18 protein-coding genes and 1 pseudogene are annotated in these 16,334 nt (G+C 57.3%); 7 read left to right on the forward strand and 12 right to left on the reverse strand.

All coding sequences use genetic code 11. From position 1 onward, the window contains the following. Positions 1 to 2 precede the first annotated feature (2 nt). Entirely contained in the window at positions 3 to 92 is a 90-nt protein-coding gene (locus N8E89_RS16285; protein WP_100003438.1) for a K(+)-transporting ATPase subunit F, read from the reverse strand. Between the two features lie 427 nt (positions 93 to 519). Between N8E89_RS16285 and N8E89_RS16290 the strand changes: the two genes are divergently transcribed. After that, positions 520 to 750: a hypothetical protein gene (locus N8E89_RS16290; protein ID WP_146147896.1), complete on the forward strand. Its 231-nt coding sequence runs from the start codon at positions 520 to 522 to the stop codon at positions 748 to 750. A 120-nt stretch (positions 751 to 870) separates the two neighbouring features. Next, complete coding sequence (locus N8E89_RS16295; RefSeq protein ID WP_106667612.1) at positions 871 to 1,140, forward strand: hypothetical protein; 270 nt, start codon at positions 871 to 873, stop codon at positions 1,138 to 1,140. 187 nt (positions 1,141 to 1,327) lie between these two features. On the opposite strand, the gene N8E89_RS16300 is transcribed toward N8E89_RS16295, so the two are convergent. The 8 genes and pseudogenes from N8E89_RS16300 to N8E89_RS16335 all read right to left on the reverse strand — a co-directional run bounded on the left by N8E89_RS16300 (position 1,328) and on the right by N8E89_RS16335 (position 9,391). After that, a complete protein-coding gene (locus N8E89_RS16300) occupies positions 1,328 to 2,257 on the reverse strand; it encodes a dihydrodipicolinate synthase family protein (protein WP_106667611.1) in 930 nt (309 codons plus the stop codon). Between the two features lie 14 nt (positions 2,258 to 2,271). Continuing rightward, complete coding sequence (locus tag N8E89_RS16305; protein WP_106667610.1) at positions 2,272 to 3,225, reverse strand: ABC transporter ATP-binding protein; 954 nt, start codon at positions 3,223 to 3,225, stop codon at positions 2,272 to 2,274. Next, the gene (locus N8E89_RS16310) at positions 3,222 to 4,244 is read right to left on the reverse strand and encodes an ABC transporter ATP-binding protein (RefSeq protein ID WP_106667609.1); all 1,023 of its coding nucleotides are present in this window, start codon (positions 4,242 to 4,244) and stop codon (positions 3,222 to 3,224) included. Before N8E89_RS16310 ends, N8E89_RS16305 begins: the two co-directional genes overlap by 4 nt. Before the next feature lie 7 nt (positions 4,245 to 4,251). Next, positions 4,252 to 5,169 carry a dihydrodipicolinate synthase family protein gene (locus tag N8E89_RS16315; protein WP_106667608.1) on the reverse strand — a complete coding sequence of 306 codons (918 nt, stop codon included), beginning with the start codon at positions 5,167 to 5,169 and terminating at the stop codon, positions 4,252 to 4,254. 18 nt (positions 5,170 to 5,187) lie between these two features. Continuing rightward, on the reverse strand, positions 5,188 to 6,063 hold the full coding sequence (locus tag N8E89_RS16320; RefSeq protein ID WP_106667607.1) for an ABC transporter permease: 876 nt from the start codon (positions 6,061 to 6,063) through the stop codon (positions 5,188 to 5,190). A 5-nt stretch (positions 6,064 to 6,068) separates the two neighbouring features. Beyond that, positions 6,069 to 7,025 (reverse strand): annotated as a pseudogene (locus N8E89_RS16325) (ABC transporter permease); the annotation flags it as partial. A 57-nt stretch (positions 7,026 to 7,082) separates the two neighbouring features. Continuing rightward, a complete protein-coding gene (locus N8E89_RS16330; RefSeq protein ID WP_106667605.1) occupies positions 7,083 to 8,663 on the reverse strand; it encodes an ABC transporter substrate-binding protein in 1,581 nt (526 codons plus the stop codon). Next, complete coding sequence (locus N8E89_RS16335; RefSeq protein ID WP_106667604.1) at positions 8,660 to 9,391, reverse strand: FadR/GntR family transcriptional regulator; 732 nt, start codon at positions 9,389 to 9,391, stop codon at positions 8,660 to 8,662. The genes N8E89_RS16330 and N8E89_RS16335 overlap by 4 nt, the downstream gene beginning before the upstream one ends. 289 nt (positions 9,392 to 9,680) lie before the next feature. Here N8E89_RS16335 and N8E89_RS16340 point away from each other — a divergent pair, with 289 nt between their 5' ends. Then, the gene (locus N8E89_RS16340) at positions 9,681 to 10,223 is read left to right on the forward strand and encodes a hypothetical protein (RefSeq protein WP_146147895.1); all 543 of its coding nucleotides are present in this window, start codon (positions 9,681 to 9,683) and stop codon (positions 10,221 to 10,223) included. Positions 10,224 to 10,261: 38 nt separating this feature from the next. On the opposite strand, the gene N8E89_RS16345 is transcribed toward N8E89_RS16340, so the two are convergent. Further along, on the reverse strand, positions 10,262 to 10,582 hold the full coding sequence (locus tag N8E89_RS16345; RefSeq protein WP_106667602.1) for a hypothetical protein: 321 nt from the start codon (positions 10,580 to 10,582) through the stop codon (positions 10,262 to 10,264). Positions 10,583 to 10,870: 288 nt separating this feature from the next. Between N8E89_RS16345 and N8E89_RS16350 the strand changes: the two genes are divergently transcribed. From N8E89_RS16350 to N8E89_RS16360, 3 genes are all read left to right on the forward strand, one after another. Continuing rightward, a complete protein-coding gene (locus N8E89_RS16350; protein WP_106667600.1) occupies positions 10,871 to 11,422 on the forward strand; it encodes a tetratricopeptide repeat protein in 552 nt (183 codons plus the stop codon). A gap of 68 nt (positions 11,423 to 11,490) precedes the next feature. Further along, positions 11,491 to 12,117, forward strand: a complete 627-nt coding sequence (locus N8E89_RS16355) for an RNA polymerase sigma factor (protein WP_210203856.1) — start codon at positions 11,491 to 11,493, stop codon at positions 12,115 to 12,117. Then, the gene (locus tag N8E89_RS16360; RefSeq protein ID WP_262260518.1) at positions 12,117 to 12,917 is read left to right on the forward strand and encodes an anti-sigma factor family protein; all 801 of its coding nucleotides are present in this window, start codon (positions 12,117 to 12,119) and stop codon (positions 12,915 to 12,917) included. Before N8E89_RS16355 ends, N8E89_RS16360 begins: the two co-directional genes overlap by 1 nt. Positions 12,918 to 13,169: 252 nt before the next feature. On the opposite strand, the gene N8E89_RS16365 is transcribed toward N8E89_RS16360, so the two are convergent. Both N8E89_RS16365 and N8E89_RS16370 read right to left on the reverse strand, forming a co-directional pair. Beyond that, the gene (locus N8E89_RS16365) at positions 13,170 to 13,541 is read right to left on the reverse strand and encodes a COG4315 family predicted lipoprotein (protein WP_106663283.1); all 372 of its coding nucleotides are present in this window, start codon (positions 13,539 to 13,541) and stop codon (positions 13,170 to 13,172) included. Positions 13,542 to 13,793: 252 nt separating this feature from the next. Then, positions 13,794 to 15,863 (reverse strand): autotransporter family protein, encoded by a 2,070-nt coding sequence (locus tag N8E89_RS16370; RefSeq protein WP_262260521.1) that lies wholly within the window; start codon positions 15,861 to 15,863, stop codon positions 13,794 to 13,796. Positions 15,864 to 15,887: 24 nt separating this feature from the next. Here N8E89_RS16370 and N8E89_RS16375 point away from each other — a divergent pair, with 24 nt between their 5' ends. Then, positions 15,888 to 16,061, forward strand: a complete 174-nt coding sequence (locus N8E89_RS16375; RefSeq protein WP_262260523.1) for a hypothetical protein — start codon at positions 15,888 to 15,890, stop codon at positions 16,059 to 16,061. Positions 16,062 to 16,334: the final 273 nt, after the last annotated feature.

Genomic DNA, 16,334 nt, shown 5'->3' on the forward strand with positions numbered 1-16,334 from the left:
CGTCAGAAGCGCTCTGGGCGCACGAGGGCGTAGGTGAGATAGGCGAGAAGGAACAGAGTCACAGCGCCGCCGAGAATGTAGTCGATAGTCATCTGGCACTCCTTCCCGTCAAAGACTGTCGCAGGCCTTGGTGTAAGCCAGCGACAGGACAAAGAACAAAATGCCAATTCCAAGAACAACGACGTCCATCGAAAGAACTCCTTTTCCATTACTGCGCCGGGTCCGATCGGGCCCGCAAAGACGTAAATAAAACGATCGGTCACCGCCGTGAGCGGATAGCTCCAGGGCCAGGACCGGCCAAGATATGACTTGGAACGGCATATGAATTCGAGACGGCATCCATGGGAGAGATATAAAAATACTATAAGGATCTCGCGTTGGCGCCCGGCCTGCCGCGATACCAAAGTTAAAAAAACAGTGGTTACAGGCCCCCTCCTCCGCCGTGATGTTGGTTTCGCACGGGCGAATCGGTGCAAACTATCCGCTGACGCGGAAATGGCGGCAGGAAGGATGACCGGAATGACGATGAGCTTCGAGGAGTTCCAAGCTTCGCGTGATTATAGCGATGACCTCCATGCGCTCGGTTTGTGCGAAGGCGAAGGCTTTTATTATGCCGACGGCCTTTGTTGCATCGAAAAGAGCGGCGCTGTGTATCTATTGCATCACGGCGACCGTACTCTGGTCGATACGGACCTCGGCAAACTGGAGCGCGAGCTTTATCACCGTTTTTATTCCGCGGCAGCGGCGTAAGACGCAACCAAGTGTCTCCCGGCTACACCGGTTTAGACCCGAACTGCCGGCTACCTACTCCATTTGCGGAATGTTACTCCCATTTGACGCCTTGTGTCTGTTCATTGCGAACGTAAAATCATGGCTATGATGATGATGGAACCGACAAAAAGCTCCGACAATCAATCGGACAGAACCAGAGAATGCAAAGAAGCGCTGAAGCCGGGTTTTGAGTATCTGGCCGAGCAGGCCTTGAGTGTCGGCTGGGATCGCAACGAGGTAGCGCTGGCTCTGTCCGAACTGGGGGAACAGCTTCTTCAGCAGACAGCGGAAACTGCCGGCTCAGAAGCCGACATCGCAATAGCCAAAGCACTGTTCGAAATAAGAAAATCCCTTTTGACATCCCATTAGGGTAGTCCATAAATTTTTTTCAGAATTGCTGGAACAATCTCGGCGTCAGTGCGTTTTATGAGTGCCGAGACAGCATCGGACAAGTTCCGACAGGCATCTCGACAGAGGCTCAGTATCGTCCATGGCAAAAAAACCATGTGGCAATCTGGGCCTCACTTTTTTGAAGAGGGTCAGCTGGATGTGATAGTCACGCCAGTATATCTGCCAATTCCCGCCTCGCAATTTCACGCAGACGTTCTGCTTCATCCTGGGCAATCCAGCGGTAGGGAAAGCGGAGGCGCGTTCCCACAGGTCCCCAATTGCCCACGGCGGCCAGCAACTTATCGAGAGCGGCATTTGAATAGCCGAGTTTCTGCCGGAACGGCACGATATGTTCGTCCATGAATCTGCAGATCCGCTGTTCGATCTCCAGAGCGGCAGCAATGTCTTCATTGATCATTTGCGTCCATCGTTGAGCGCCCCGCGGACTGAGGCATGCGACGTTCGAAAATGAACCCGCCGCAACCCCCTCTTTGACCCCTGTGGCGAGATGATGCCCTGGAACGAAAAGCGAAACAGCCTGCAAATATGTGCGGGCTTCGGCGTACCAGTCGTTGCCGCCATCAGCCAGTTTCACGCCGGTTACGCCAGGTACCGGTGCCAATATTGCCGCAAGATCCTTTGGTGAGAGAACGCGCTTTGCATGGGGCGGATTGTAGAGGATCAGCGCAACCCCACCTGCTACCTCGGATGCCCTGTGGAGAAAGTCGATCGCTTCGTCATTGGTCAGCGGCCACCAATCGGGCAATATTACCTGAATTGCCGCCGGACCATACGATGCGGCGCGGCGCACCCGGTTCAGCATGATTGCCGGATCAGGCTGGCACGCGCCAATGACGAAAGGCATTCCCGCCCGCTTGCAACGTTCGGCAAGCGCCGGCTGGATGCGGTCAAATTCCGCTTCTGTCTGATTGTGGAATTCGCCCGCAGTGCCATTCGAATAGATACCATCGACACCCGCCTCGATCAGGATATCGATCTCGTCGCCCAGTTTACTGAACTCTATACTGTCATCTGCCTCTATCGGCAGGAGCAGACTGGCCCAATTACCGGCAATGGCAGGGTTTTCTGATATCACAGCAAACTCCCGGGTCAGCTCAAATCATCGCGGATACAGGCCTTGAACTGGCCGGGCGCAATTTCGCGCAATTGCGGCACCGTATTGGCGCAGGCATCCAGCGCATTCGGACATCGTGTGCGGAACACGCAGCCGCTGGGCGGATTGGCCGGGCTCGGTATATCGCCCTTCAGTATCTGGCGATTGCGCGGCGCGTCCGGGTCGGGCGATGGGATCGCTGACAGCAAAGCCCGTGTATAGGGATGTTGGGGCCGGGCATAAAGATCGGCGCTGGCGGCAATCTCCATGATGCGGCCGAGATAAAGGACGATCACCCGGTCGCAGATATATTCGACCACGGCTAGATCATGCGAGATGAACAGCATGGTTAGTCCGAGCCGCTGCTGCAGATCGCGCAAGAGATTGATCACCTGCGCCTGGATCGACACATCAAGTGCCGAAACAGGCTCGTCAGCGACAATGAATTCGGGAGCAAGCGTCAAAGCGCGTGCAATACCGATACGCTGGCGCTGCCCTCCGGAAAACTCATGCGCATAGCGGTTGATCGCTTCGGCCGGCAGATCGACCTGTTCGAGTGCGGCTCGCGCCCGATCGAGGCGTTCCTTGCGGGTTCCGATGCCCTGAATGTTCAGACCTTCGGTCAGGATCTCGCCGATTGTCATGCGCGGCGAGAGGCTGGCGAAGGGATCCTGGAAAATATACTGCATTCGCGGCCGCGCCCGCCGCATCTGTGCGGACGAGAGCGTCGTCAGTTCCGTTCCGTCGAATTGAACACTGCCCGACGACGGCTCGACGAGACGCAACACCGAGCGGCCGATCGTGGTCTTGCCGCTGCCGGATTCGCCGACAAGACCGACCACCTCGCCCTTGCCGATATCGAATGAAATGCCTTCGAGTATATTGAGTTTGGTGCCGCGCGAAACATAGTGCTTCGCCAGATCACGAACTGAAACGAATGGGACGCTCATCGGCTTACCTCCTGCCATCTGATGCAGCGGCTGTGATGCGCTGCATTGACCTCGGCGAGCGGTGGCACCGCCGTCCGGCAGGCGTCGAGGGCATAGCTGCAACGTGGAGAAAAAGCACAGCCCCCCGGCATGTCCGCGAGACTCGGCACGACCCCGGGGATAGCCGCTAGTTTCTCTCCGGCCTGCTTCATGCGGGTCGCATCTCCAAGCCGCGGCATCGATGCGAGGAGCCCAAGTGTATAGGGGTGGCGCGGATTGCGAAAAACCTCGCCAACAGGGCCTTCCTCGACAATGCGACCGGCATACATCACAGCCACGCGATGGGCTATTTCTGCAACGACGCCCAGATTGTGCGTGACAAAAAGCATGCCCATGCCGCGTTCACGCTGCAGCTTCAGCAGCAAGTCGAGAATCTGCGCCTGGATCGTCACATCCAGCGCGGTCGTTGGCTCATCGGCGATCAGCAATGTCGGATCGCAGGCCAGCGCCATGGCGATTGTTGCGCGCTGCCGCATACCACCGGAGAGCTCGTGCGGATACTGCCCTGCCCTGCGTCTCGCATCGGGAATGCCGACCTGATCCAGAAGTGCAATTGCTGCAGTCATCGCCGATTTCCGATCCGCATTGCGGTGAATCCGAATGGGCTCCGCTATCTGGTCACCCACGGTAAAGACAGGATTGAGGCTCGACATCGGCTCCTGGAAGACCATGCCGATGTCGTCGCCGCGGATTCCCCGCATTTGCTGTTCATCCAGCGCCACCAGATCCCGGATCGCACCATCCTTGCTCTTGAAGCGGATACTGCCCGCCGCAATCGCCCCGACATTGCGGGTCAACAAGCGCATGACCGATAGACTGGTTACGGATTTGCCGGAACCGGATTCGCCGACAAGCGCCACCGTTTCACCGGGCGCAATGGTCAGGTCGATGCCGTTGACAGCCGTAATCTCGCCGCCGCGGGTGCGGAAGATTGTCCGCAACCCGCGAATGTCGAGTATTGGGTCGATGCGCTTGTCCATATCCGGCTCAGCCAAGCAGGCCGGTTGACCGCAGAATCGCATCGATACGCGCCGCCTCCGCGTCATTGAGCGCCTGCCGCGGTCGTGGCATGACATTCGTGCTGATGATGCCAAGGCTGCGCATCGCGGTCTTGAACCCGCCAACGCCCGAGGCACCGCCGCTCACTCGTCCTTGCGCGATCCACACGATCTCAAAAAGGCGGCAGAGCCGCTCCTGTTCCTTGCGGGCAGCAATCCAGTCACCGCGCTGCGCCGCTTCCCACAGCCGCACATAGCCGGATGGATCGACATTGGCGAGACCCGGAACGACACCGTGTGCGCCCATCAGCAGCGCATTGTCGACGACAATCTCGGAGCCGGTCATCAAGAAAATATCCTTGTGTTCGGCAAGATCGAGCAGGGCATAACGGAAGTTGCCATCGTCGCCGCTGGAGTCTTTCAGGCCAACAATGACGCCTTCCCTGGCCAGCGTCGTCACCGTAGGGCGGGCCAGTTTGACATGGACGCAAACCGGAATGTCATAGGCCACCAGCGGAATGTCCACGGCATCCTTGATATAGCGGAAATGGTCCATCGTCTCAGACTGGCTTGTCACGGTGTAGTACGGTGCGGTCACGACCGCCGCGGCGGCACCGGCGGCCTTTGCGACCTTCGCGTGACGGATGACATTGTCCGTCGTCGCGTCGATCACGCCCGCGATGACCGGCACTCGTCCATTGACCACTTTCACCGAGTGTTCGAGAATTTGCCGGCGCGTCGTCTCATCGTGGAATACGACTTCGCTCGTCGAGCCAAGCACGAACACGCCATGGCAACCTGCCCCGATCAGATGTTCGAGCACGCGGGTATAAGACGGATAGTCGACCGTGAAGTCCGGATTGAGCGGTGTCACGACGGGAGGAACAACACCATGGAATTTCGTCATTTTCGCTTTCTTTCGTTTTCAGTTTAGTTCTGCGCGAGGATCGAAGGCATCCCTCAGACCATCGCCGATGAAATTGATTGCAAGAACAGCAAGGACCAGTGCGCCGCCGGGGAACAGCCATTGCCAGGGAAATTGTTCAAGGACCGCAGTTGACCGCGCAGCATTGAGCATATTGCCCCAGCTGGCAGCCGGCGGCGCGATACCCAGCCCCAGGAAGGACAGGCCCGCCTCCAGCAGGATCGCGTTGGCGATTTGTAGCGTCGCGTAAACGACAAGGATATCGATCGAGTTCGGCAAGCCATGCCGGAACAAGAGGTGTCCGAGCCCCGCCCCCATGCCCCGCGATGCCATGACAAAGTCGCGTTCGCGCAATTCGAGCAGGCGTGAGCGGATCATGCGCGACAGCAGTGGCCACGACAGCAGGGAAATGACGAGCACCGTCGGCCAGATGCCGGTGCCGGCGATCGATGCGAGCACCAGAAGGAAGATAACGGGCGGCAAGGTCATCACAAGATCGACGAAACGCATGGTGACGGCATCGGCCCAGCGTCCGGCAAATGCCGAGATTGCCCCGGCCAGAAAACCGATGATTGCCGAGACGGCAGTCGACGCGACTGCCACCAGCAGTGAAATCCGCCCGCCCTCGAGAACGCGGGCAAACACGTCCCGGCCGACGCCGTCGGTACCGAACCAGTGCGTTACGGTGGGTCCACTATTCATGGCCAGAAGATCGATGTCGTTCGGCTTGAACGTCCACCACAGCGGATAGGACAGAATCATCACCAGCATCGGCACGATTGCCGAGACCCCGAAGAGCGCCGCCTTGTTATGGCCGAAACGATGGAACGCGCGAGCCATTGGACCCGGGCTGGAGGGAGGAGTACGTGCAAGCATCTCAACCCACCTTGATCTCGCGGATCAATGACCGCATAGGTGATGTCGGTCAGCAGATTGACGACGATCACGCAGGCACCGATGACAAGGGTCGCGCCCATGATAACCGGGTAATCGCGCGTTTCTACGGCGTTCACCAGCAAAAGCCCCATGCCCGGCCAGTTGAACACGCTCTCGATAAAGATAGCGCCGCCAATAGCCAGTCCGATGGTCGAACCGATGACGGTCACAACCGGCAGCAAAGCATTGCGCAAGGCGTGCTTCGCTACGACCCAGAATTCCTTGACGCCCTTGGCGCGGGCGGTTCGCACATAGTCCTGATTAAGCACTTCCAGCAATGAAGAGCGCATATAGCGCATGATCAATGCGGCCTGCGCGACGGAAAGAAGTGCGGCCGGCAGGATCAGGTGACTGAGCAGATCGGCAACTGAAAATTCCGCGCCCGGTGTCAGCATGCCGCCGGAGGGCGCCCAGTTCAGCCGCACGGCAAATATGTAAAGACCGATCAAGGCGCTGAGAAATGCCGGGCTGGAGATCCCGACGAGCGCGAAAACCGAGAACGACAGGTCCGTGGCGGAATTTCGGCGCACGGCGCTGATAACACCGGTGACAATCCCGGTGATAATGGCAATGACCAATGCGGAACCCATCAGCAGCACGGTCGGCCCGATCCGCGAAAGGACAAGACCCAATACCGGCTGGTCCTGACGCTTGATCGAATGGCCAAGGTTGCCGGAGACGGCCTGCTGCAACCACGCCAGGTATTGCACCGGCAAGGGCTTGTCGAGCCCGAGTTGGCTACGCAGGTCGGTGAGCTGCGCTGGCGACATCGGGATATTGGGATCGATATAGGCATCGATCGGATCGCCCGGCGTGAGGCGCAAGAGCAGGAAGATCAGCATGCTCAATGCGATGAGCATGCCCACTCCTATCATCAGGCGTCGAAGACTGTACTGAAGCATTTTGTTTCCGCTGTGTTGGGGTGACCAAGGCCACCCCGCTTTAAGCAAGCAAACGGTCTATTCGGCGATGGACCATTTTTCCGGATGGGCCTGATAGGGTCCACCGCCCGGCGCGGGCGTCCAGGTGAAGTCCTTGACCTTTGCCGAGACCACGCCATAGCGATTTGCGACCCACAGCGTCGCCCATGGCAGATTGGCGTTCATCACCTTGCAGACTTCCTGATAGCGGGTATCGCGCTTGGAGGCGTCGGGCTCGGCCAGTGCCGTATCGAGCGCCGCATTCAGATCGGGCATGCGGGCGCGCACGACATTCGGACCTGCGGGCGGAATCTGCTTCTCGTTAAGACCGACATTGATGCTGCCCGCATCGGGCCCGTTCTGCAGCCCCGCATACACCATCTGGAACTGCGCGACGTCCGGCGCCGGGTTGAGCACGATACTGTTGTAAGTCGGCGTATCGACCGCTCGCGGGACGACATTGATGCCCACCTGTGCGAGCATGGCCTGAACGGCGGCGAGCACATTGGTCGCCAGCGGTGTCGTATAATAGGTCAGCAGTGTAATCGGCTTGTCGCCGTTGATCTGCGCCCATCCGGCTTCTTCGAGCAGCTTCTTCGCTTTCTCCGGGTCGTAGGCATAAGCGTCGATGCCCTGCGGTAACAGCTGATCGACCACATAGGCGCAATTAGCCGGCTTGGCGGCGCCGCTATAGAGGCTCTTTATGATGGCGTCGCGATTGATCGCATACATCACAGCCTGGCGGACACGGACATCCTTCCAGATGGGCGAGTCGTGATTGAAGCCCAGATAGTTCACGACATATGAGTCGCCTTCGATCACCCTGAAGCCTTCGTCGCCCTTGAACGTCGAAACGTCATTGGAATCGACGTAGGTAAACTGGATTTCGCCGGCGCGAAGTGCAGCGATAGCTGCTGCCGGATTGGCGAAATAGCGGTTGATCACCCGCTCCAGCGCAGGCTTGCCACCGCGATACTCGGTGTTTGCAGCAAGTTCGACATATTGGTCGGTCACGTATTTGGTGAACTTGAATGGCCCGGTGCCGACCGGTGCCGTCGACCACCAGCTGTTCTTCGCGAGCTGATCGATGGGTATGGATGCCAAGGCATGTTCGGGCAGCATCATCACCTTGGTCATCGTATCAAGCGTGCTTGCGCTTGGAGCGCTGAGCTTGACGACCAGTGTATGATCGTCGGGTGCCTCAACCGAGGCAACTGCCTTCAACCGCGCGGCAAGAACCGATCCCGATTTCGCGTCCATGGCCAGGCCCATCGTGAATTTGGCGTCCTTGGCCGTGAAAGGCTTGCCGTCGTGCCATTTGGCATCGGCCAGCTTGAACGTGTAGGTCAACTGGTCCGGACTGACCGCATAGGAATCCGCCAGAACTCCGGTGACCTTCTGCAACTTCTCGTCATAGGTGACGAGAGGCTCGTAATAGACACTGAGCCAGGTGAACCCGGCTGTCGCAGCCAGGGGATTGAAGTTACCCTGGAATCCTCCGGGTCCCACGTCAAAACCACCCGACAAGGTTGCCGCCTGGGCGGTGGCCGGTGCCAAAGATGCGCCTCCCATCAGTGCCGCGGATATCGCCAGCGCCGAAGCCATCATTCTTAGTTTCATAGTATCCTCCCATTGGATGTATTGGTCTTGTTATGTGCAATCACCCGCGCGATCCCCTCGTAGTGACTGTCAAGACGGTTGCGCGCGTCTTCGAGATTTCTGGCTTCCACCGCATCGACGATCGCTTCGTGATCGCGCCAGGTGGCCATCGGATCGGTATTTTCGAGATTGACGAAGTCGGATGCCTTGTAGAAGGCAAGCCAGAACACTTCGATGAGCCTGACCAGCGTCTCGTTTTCCTGGCAGCGGAACAGCAGTCGGTGGAACAGTCTGTCTTCGTCCACAAAGGCCTCGTTGCGTTCAGCATGAATGCGCATTCGCGCCACGACCTGCCGCAGTTCGTGGATATCCTCGTCGGTAATTCTCTCGAGGGTTTTGCCGATAAGGCCTACCTCCAGCGTGCGGCGGATCTCCAGCACCTCCTCGATCTGACGGAGTGCACCGCCGAGCCCGTAGGCGAGATTGTCAAGCAATGGTTCGAACGAGAATGCCTTGACGAAGACGCCCACCCCTCGCCGCGACTCCAGAACACCAACCGATTCCAGCGCCTTTATGCCTTCGCGCAAAGAGTTCCTGCTAACGCCAAGCTGGCTGGCAAGCTCGCCCTCGGGCGGCATGGGTGCACCGGCTCCAAGGCCATTCTCGTTGATGTAGGCCCGCAGGCTCTCCTGCACGGAAACATGAAGCAATGGCGCGCGGTGCAACGGCTTGAGTGATTTGAACGTCATCGAGGCTGACCCAGTCCGGTCTGAAATTTCAATTTCGAATTGGTTAACCACTTGTAGGATATCTGTCAACAGGATATTCAATCCACTGAACAAGCGGCGCTTTGGTTGTTAAGCAGTTCCACCCTTGTTTCAGATTGTGAAACGCTCGCAGCCCGATGTGATCAACGACAGCACAAACCCGCCAAATACATCAATGAGGTCCTTGAAAACAAAACGTGAACATGCATAATGGGCACTGCATTGCCATGATCGAACGAATTGATAATTTCATATATTTTTCAAAGGATTATTGCTGATGAGCATGGAATATACCGTGTATACGCCATTGCAGGAAATCTCCGATGAGATAATTCCGGCACTGGTTTCAGAATTGAACAAATTCGATATGATTTGCGAAATCCACCCAGATGTTTCATTTGCAGATTCGCCAGGTTTTGTGCCGTTCAAATTCCGTCTCGATGCGATTCAATTTCCGGAGATCGCGGGTAAGGACCTGGTCAGCGGCGTGGAAATTTCCATCTATGATTTTGAGGCGGACGAGCAAGGCAACCCCTATTTTGGTTCTGAAGAGGATTCCCAGCAGGGCCAGTACAACAAGATTGTCAGCTTCCACTTCACGGGTGTCTCTGATCGATTTGAGTTCCGCTTCGCCTGTTTGACGAGTGCCGTTCTGACAAATCTTCTCAATGGCATTCGCTCGGACGACGATTGGAATATGAGCAAAGGCTCGGCTGCTATCGTTGCGGAAGCCTGGAACGAGGTGAAGAGCTACGAAGAATACTGCGCCAGGGAGCTCGACATTCCATACCACGAGTTTGAAGGATGGACGTGAGCTACTTGGGCACCGCCTAACGACAACGCATGCGCAAACTATTGGCCCTTCACAGCAAGGCGCGCCGCATCAAGCGCGCGCATCGCTGCGAAGAGAACTTCCCTGTCGCGCTGGTGTGCGTCGAACAGCGCGACAAATACCGGATTGGTGATTTCGTGAGGTTTGGGTGCCGCCTTCGCACGATCGAGACTGATATCTGCCGCGCGCTTGGCCTTGTCGACAAGCTGCTTCGCTGCGTCAACGGCAGAGAGCGGCTCTGCGAACCTGCGCTTTGCGTCATCCGGCGCTTTGGCGGGACGTCCATCAAATCCCGCAAGCAATGATTGCAGGAGCGTTCCGCTGGTAACATCGGCGTTCATGGGCTCAACCGTTCTGCAGTTCATTACATATGGGCTTTTCGTGGATGGATTCATTTGTATTGTCTCAAGAATAGACCTTCGCCGTCCTGCGCGAAACGAATTCAGGATTAAAATCACACTGGATATGAGTACGGGATTCTTGTTTTTGATCAGGTTCTGGAAATCGATTTACTTCGCTGGCGTCGCACTCGCGCGTGCCCTGGCTGCAAAATAATCTCCAGGCGATGAATAAAACTTCGCCCAGCTGTGTTCTCCATCCGTGAGTTCTATTCAGCGGAGATACACGCCATGAGAAATATCGTCAGATCACTGCGCCATCAGCTTCCATTGGCTTTGCTCGGCGCCGGGCTTGCCGTTAGCACCCTCTCCACCCCGGTGTTTGCCGCAGGTGGTGAGGGTGGGGATGCAACGCCCACCTGTGCGAAAGGCAAGGTTTACGATTCCAGGAGCAAGAAATGCGTCAGCAAGAACAGCAGTTTCGTTCCCGATAAGGATCGCACCGAATACGCCTACGCCTTGGCCGAGGCAGGAAGATACCAGGAAGCGCTGGAGATGCTCGACACGCTGAAAGATCCGAACACCAAGGAAGCCCTCAACTATCGCGGTTATGCAACTCGCAAGCTTGGGCGAACCGACGAAGGCATATCCTGGTACAAGAAGTCGGTCGCACTTGATCCCAAATATGCGAAAGTTCGCGAATATCTGGGCGAAGCCTACGTCGTCAAGGGTCAGATCGATCTCGCCAAGGAGCAGCTCATGACCATCAAGTCGATCTGCGGAACCACATGCGAAGAATACAAGGATCTTCAGGAAGCGATCGAGAAGCCGTCGAAGATTTGACTGGGCCATTGCCTGGCTTGGAAGAGCCCGAGCGATGGTCGTGAGGCGTTCACAAACAAGGGATCAAAGTGACCATCGCTCATTTCGAACTTTCTGCATATAGTCGGGCGAACCCATATCAGTCGTCAGCACTGGAAGTCCGGATTGGGCACGCCGGGACGGAGGCAATTATCGCGAGCGAACACGAAATCAGGGCGAGTTTGAGCCAGCACCTCGCCCGGCTTTGGCGGTACGGCGTGGTGCTGTCCCGCCAGCGCGATGTTGCAGATGATCTCGTCCAGGCTACTTGTGTGCGTGCGCTGGAGCGCGCCGCCCAGTTTACGAGCGGCACAAGGCTTGACCGTTGGCTGTTCTCGATCCTGCATTCGATCTGGCTCAATGAAGTTCGCTCCCGGCGGATCCGTATGGGCAACGGTTTTGTCGACGCGGACGTCACGCTTACCTTCGACGGTGAACAGGAAACCGAGCGCCATGTTCTGGCCAATCAGGTCCTGCGGCAAGTGAATGATTTGCCCGAAGCTCAACGGACGGCGGTGTTCCTCGCCTATGTCGAGGGCCTCTCCTACAAGGAGATTGCCGACGTGCTGGATGTGCCCATAGGAACGGTGATGAGCCGGCTTGCGGCCGCTCGTGCAAAACTTGCCGAGAATGCCGGTCCGGAAATGGTCGCGAAACGAACGAAAGGAGGGAATTGATGATTGACCACAGACAAGACCAAATGCCCTCCGACGAACTGTTGGTCGCCTTTCTCGATGGGGAACTGGATGACGCCGAGCGCCTTCGGATTGATACACTGATCAACACCGATGAGACTGTCTCCACCCGGTTCGAATTCCTGTCGCGCAGCGAGATGCCTTTCTATGACGCGTTCGAACCTTTGCTTGAGAATGCTCCGACAGCTAATCTTGAGGCCATTCTTCAAGGTCTTCCCTCGTCCATTGCGGCGGAACCAGCAGGGAAAAACTGGAACCGGCGCAGTTTTATCGCCGCCGCCATCGGCTTGGTCCTTGTAGGCGTCGTCGCGGATCGCGCCTACATTGAAATGCAGGATGCTTCCAGCGAAAGCGACGGATCGGAGTGGCGTGCGGTTGTCGCGGAGTATTTGTCGCTTTACACAGCCGATACACTTGCCAACCTGACGAGTGATGAATCATCGCAAGGCCAGCAACTGCGCAGTCTTGGCGACAGCCTTGGCCTGTCGCTTCCCGCGGAAGCGGTTTCGTTGCCCGGTATCGCGCTGAAGCGCGCTCAGGTTCTTCAGTATGACGGCAAATCCCTTGGCCAGATCGCCTATCTCGACCCTGCCAGCGGGCCGCTGGCGCTCTGCATCATTCGGTCATCCAAGGGGCCGAATTCCCCGCGCGCCGAACAGCGCCACGGCATGAATGTCGTCTATTGGTCCGATCAAGCCCATGGCTACATGCTGATTGGCCATAATTCGGCCGATCAGTTGACCGTTCTGGCCGAGCGGGTGAGAACGGCCCTCTCCACCTAGAGCATTTCCAGGAAAAGTGTGAAACGGTTTTCCGTCCGGAGTGCGTAAAAACAAAGAGAGCATTTCCAGGAAAAGTGTGAAGCGGTTTTCCGTCCGGAAATGCGTAAAAACAAAGAGAGCATTTCCAGGACAAGTGTGAAGCGGTTCAAGGTCGAGGGATCTGGCGAGGCCGATTTCTTCGCATGCAACTGGACGAAAATAGAAAGGCGGCCCCGCGGGAGCCGCCCTTTATTGAATTCCAATGAAGGTTTCTTACTTCGCGACGTGCCAGACGCCCCCGACACCCTCGCCGGTCATATCGCCAGCCTTCTTGTCCTTTACAAATGTGTAAAGCGGCTTGCCTTCATAGGCCCACATTTCCTTGCCGTCCGAAGCCTTGACCAGTGTCCACTCGCCTTCCGCCTTGGCTCCCGCCTCGGCGTAGAATGCCGGCCAGTTCGCCAGGCATTTGGCATCGCAGTTCGACTTGCCCTTTGTGTCCTTGTCAAAGGTATAGAGGGTCATGCCTTTCTCTGTCGTGTAAATCTTGCCCATCTTTGTCTCCGTCAATTTCGCCGGTTCGGCGGCGAAAGCGGACAGGCTGGTGGCAGCCAGTATTCCCATAGCAATCAGTATCGATTTCATGGTCGTTTACTCCCTCTGTCGGGGTTGCCAGCGGAGCGCCGGCAGTGCCCGTCTTTGCAGCGAACCAAGCCGTTCGCTTGTGGAGAGAGTGCGCCGAATTCTGATCCGAATTGAGGCATCACAAAAAGTTTAGCACGCGCTTCCTACCATTTGACGCGCAGCCCGATATTGCCCTCGAATATCTCCATCTCGGCGCCATCGACATCGAAGGTGTAGTCCGCAACCGCAAAAGCACTGACGCTTTGCGAGAAATCATGGACGATGCCACCGCCGAGTTCGAGCGACGTGGATCTCGTTCTCCGTGGTAATGGCATCGGTGTCGAACAGAATCGCATCGGTGCCGCCGAAACCATGCCAGATATTGGCCTTCACGTAAGGCTGGAACAGGCCTGACGAGGTTTGATAATTTCCCTGCAACCGGAATCCCAGGCGGCCGACGACGCCGTCATCCGTGTCAAAAGAAACATCCGAAAATGCGTCCGATTGGTCATCCAGCGATAGATGCTGCCATATCAACTGTGCCTGCGGCTCCAGTGTCCAGCTTTGCGAGAGCGCCACCGGGTAGCCACCCTCGAGCGAGGCGGTGATTCCCGTACCGTCAATGTCGATCCCAACGTCGCGCGATGAGGTTGAATCGCCGCTGAACCAGGATCCCATCAAAATAGCATCCAGATACCAGCCTGACGGTCCGATATGCGTCCAGTAGCCGCCGAAACTGGTAGTGTCGAGATCGAGTTTGCCGACATCCAGGTCGTTCCAGCCGAGCGCCTCTCCCTTGATATCCGCGTTCAGATTGGAGTAGCCGAAGAACAGCCCGGCAATATTGCGGTGCCCGCCTTCGGTCTCGGAGCGGATGATGTCGAGGCCCGCCTGAATGCCGTAGAGGTTTCCATCGGCTGACGGACTAACCGTTCCGGACCAGCTCTGCTCCGTCGATTGTCCGAAGACCCGGCCCCAGGCAGCCGAGAAATTATCTCCGGGCGTGAGCACACTTTGTTCGCCCCGCCTTTCATGGAACGTCCCCAGCGTGGCGAGCGCGGTTTCGCGGGCCATCGGCGGCACGGCCGAATAGGTTGGCACTTCGATGCGATAAAGCGGAATAACTTCGCCCGGTGCCGCAACGACCGGTGTCGCGCCTGCGTTAGGCGGTTCAACACCCGGTCCAGGCAGTTCAATGTCACCGCCTGTCGGTTGTGTCGCTGGATTCTCACTTCCGGGATTCTCACTTCCGGATACCAGGGTCGAACGCAGATACCAGTTTTCCGCAGTTCCAGCCGTGACACCGCCTTTGAACAGAAAATATTCGAACGCGCCCGCCGCAACGGAATTGCTGAGGCTGAATGCCGACGCGCCGGTTGTCGCGCCGTTGATGGATTCTACAACGAGAATTCCGCTCTGGACCGTGCTTGCACCGCCGCCGCCAAGATTGGTGATGGCCAAGCCTGTGGTACCGCCAGCCGTTCCACCGGAAATGACAAACTTGTCGGATGCGGAGGAATCATCCCCGAGCACGGTTTGCAGGCGGATCGCACCGCCACTGCCGGTATAATTGCCAAGGACCGTGAAAGTGTCCGCAGCACCGCTTGAACCGTTGGTCAGGTCAATCGTCCCGGCATTGGTGACATCGACCAGCTGACCGCTTGTGAAAGGAGCGATTGCGGCATTGACGCCATCGCCGGCGAACAGCGTACTGCTGGCATCGATCGTAAAACTGCCCGTTCCCGTTGCGCTGTCGCCTACGATGAAGTTGCTGTCCAGTGTAAACGCAGAGCCGCTGGTCAGCGCCACATTTTCCCAGTTCATATACCTGCCGGACGTGGTAGCGGTCGTATTGGCGAATGTCAGCGTGTCCGTACCGGCTGCGCCGTTGATCAATGGTGTCGAGGAAAGTGTGGCTTCCGTGAGATTCTGCAAGGTTCCGGTGTCATTGCCCGCACCCAGATTGATCGCGCCGCCGATCGCCCCTGCTGTGTCCCAGGTAAATTGATCATTGCCACCCAAGGTCGTAACCGTACTCCCGATGGAGCCGCCGGAAACGAATATGCGGTTATCGCCGCTGCCCAGGTCAACGAAGGTGCCTATGGAACCGCCGGAGAGTACCAGCAAGTCGCGGCCCTGCGTCGCAATCACAAAACGGTCGATTGTGCCATCCGACATGCGCATTTCATTGTTGGCCTGCTCGAGATTGACTTCGCCGATCTGCCCGCCGGTCATCGTCAAGAAATCACCGGCAAAGAACTGGCCGATGATGCGGCCACCGCTGACCGTCGCGGTGTCGAGCTCGCTGCCCTGTTCGACCCGCTGGACCACACCGCCGGTCATGATGAATGTATCCGTACCGCCGTTTTGGAAGATCGTGCCGTTGACCGTACCGCCATTCAACTCGAGCCGGTCATTGCCGCCGCCTTCGCTCAGATTGCCGTTGATCGTACCGGAATTGATGATGACCGTGTCGGCACCGGCACCGAAGGTAACCGGGCCCGTGATGGTGCCTGTGCCCCCGGCCGGAAGGGTCAGTGAGTTGCTCCCCCCGTATCCGTCAAAGGACCTCCAGTGCCGCTATCGCAAATATAAGTGTCACTACCCGCCGTCGGAACGAGTGTGCAGGCTGCGAGGGCGAACTGTTTCGATGTGATGAGTGATAAGAGGGAGACAGAAGAGAGCCAGACGATTCGTGTACGCAAGCTGAAAGACTTCATGCAACCCCTCCTGCAACAGTCATGAAACGGCCGGGACAGCTTTAGACTCAATACAATCCAGGCGATAAAACAGACGATTGTTTCGGGTTGGAAA

This window comes from Phyllobacterium sp. A18/5-2 (assembly GCF_025452215.1).
GTDB lineage: Bacteria > Pseudomonadota > Alphaproteobacteria > Rhizobiales > Rhizobiaceae > Phyllobacterium > Phyllobacterium sophorae.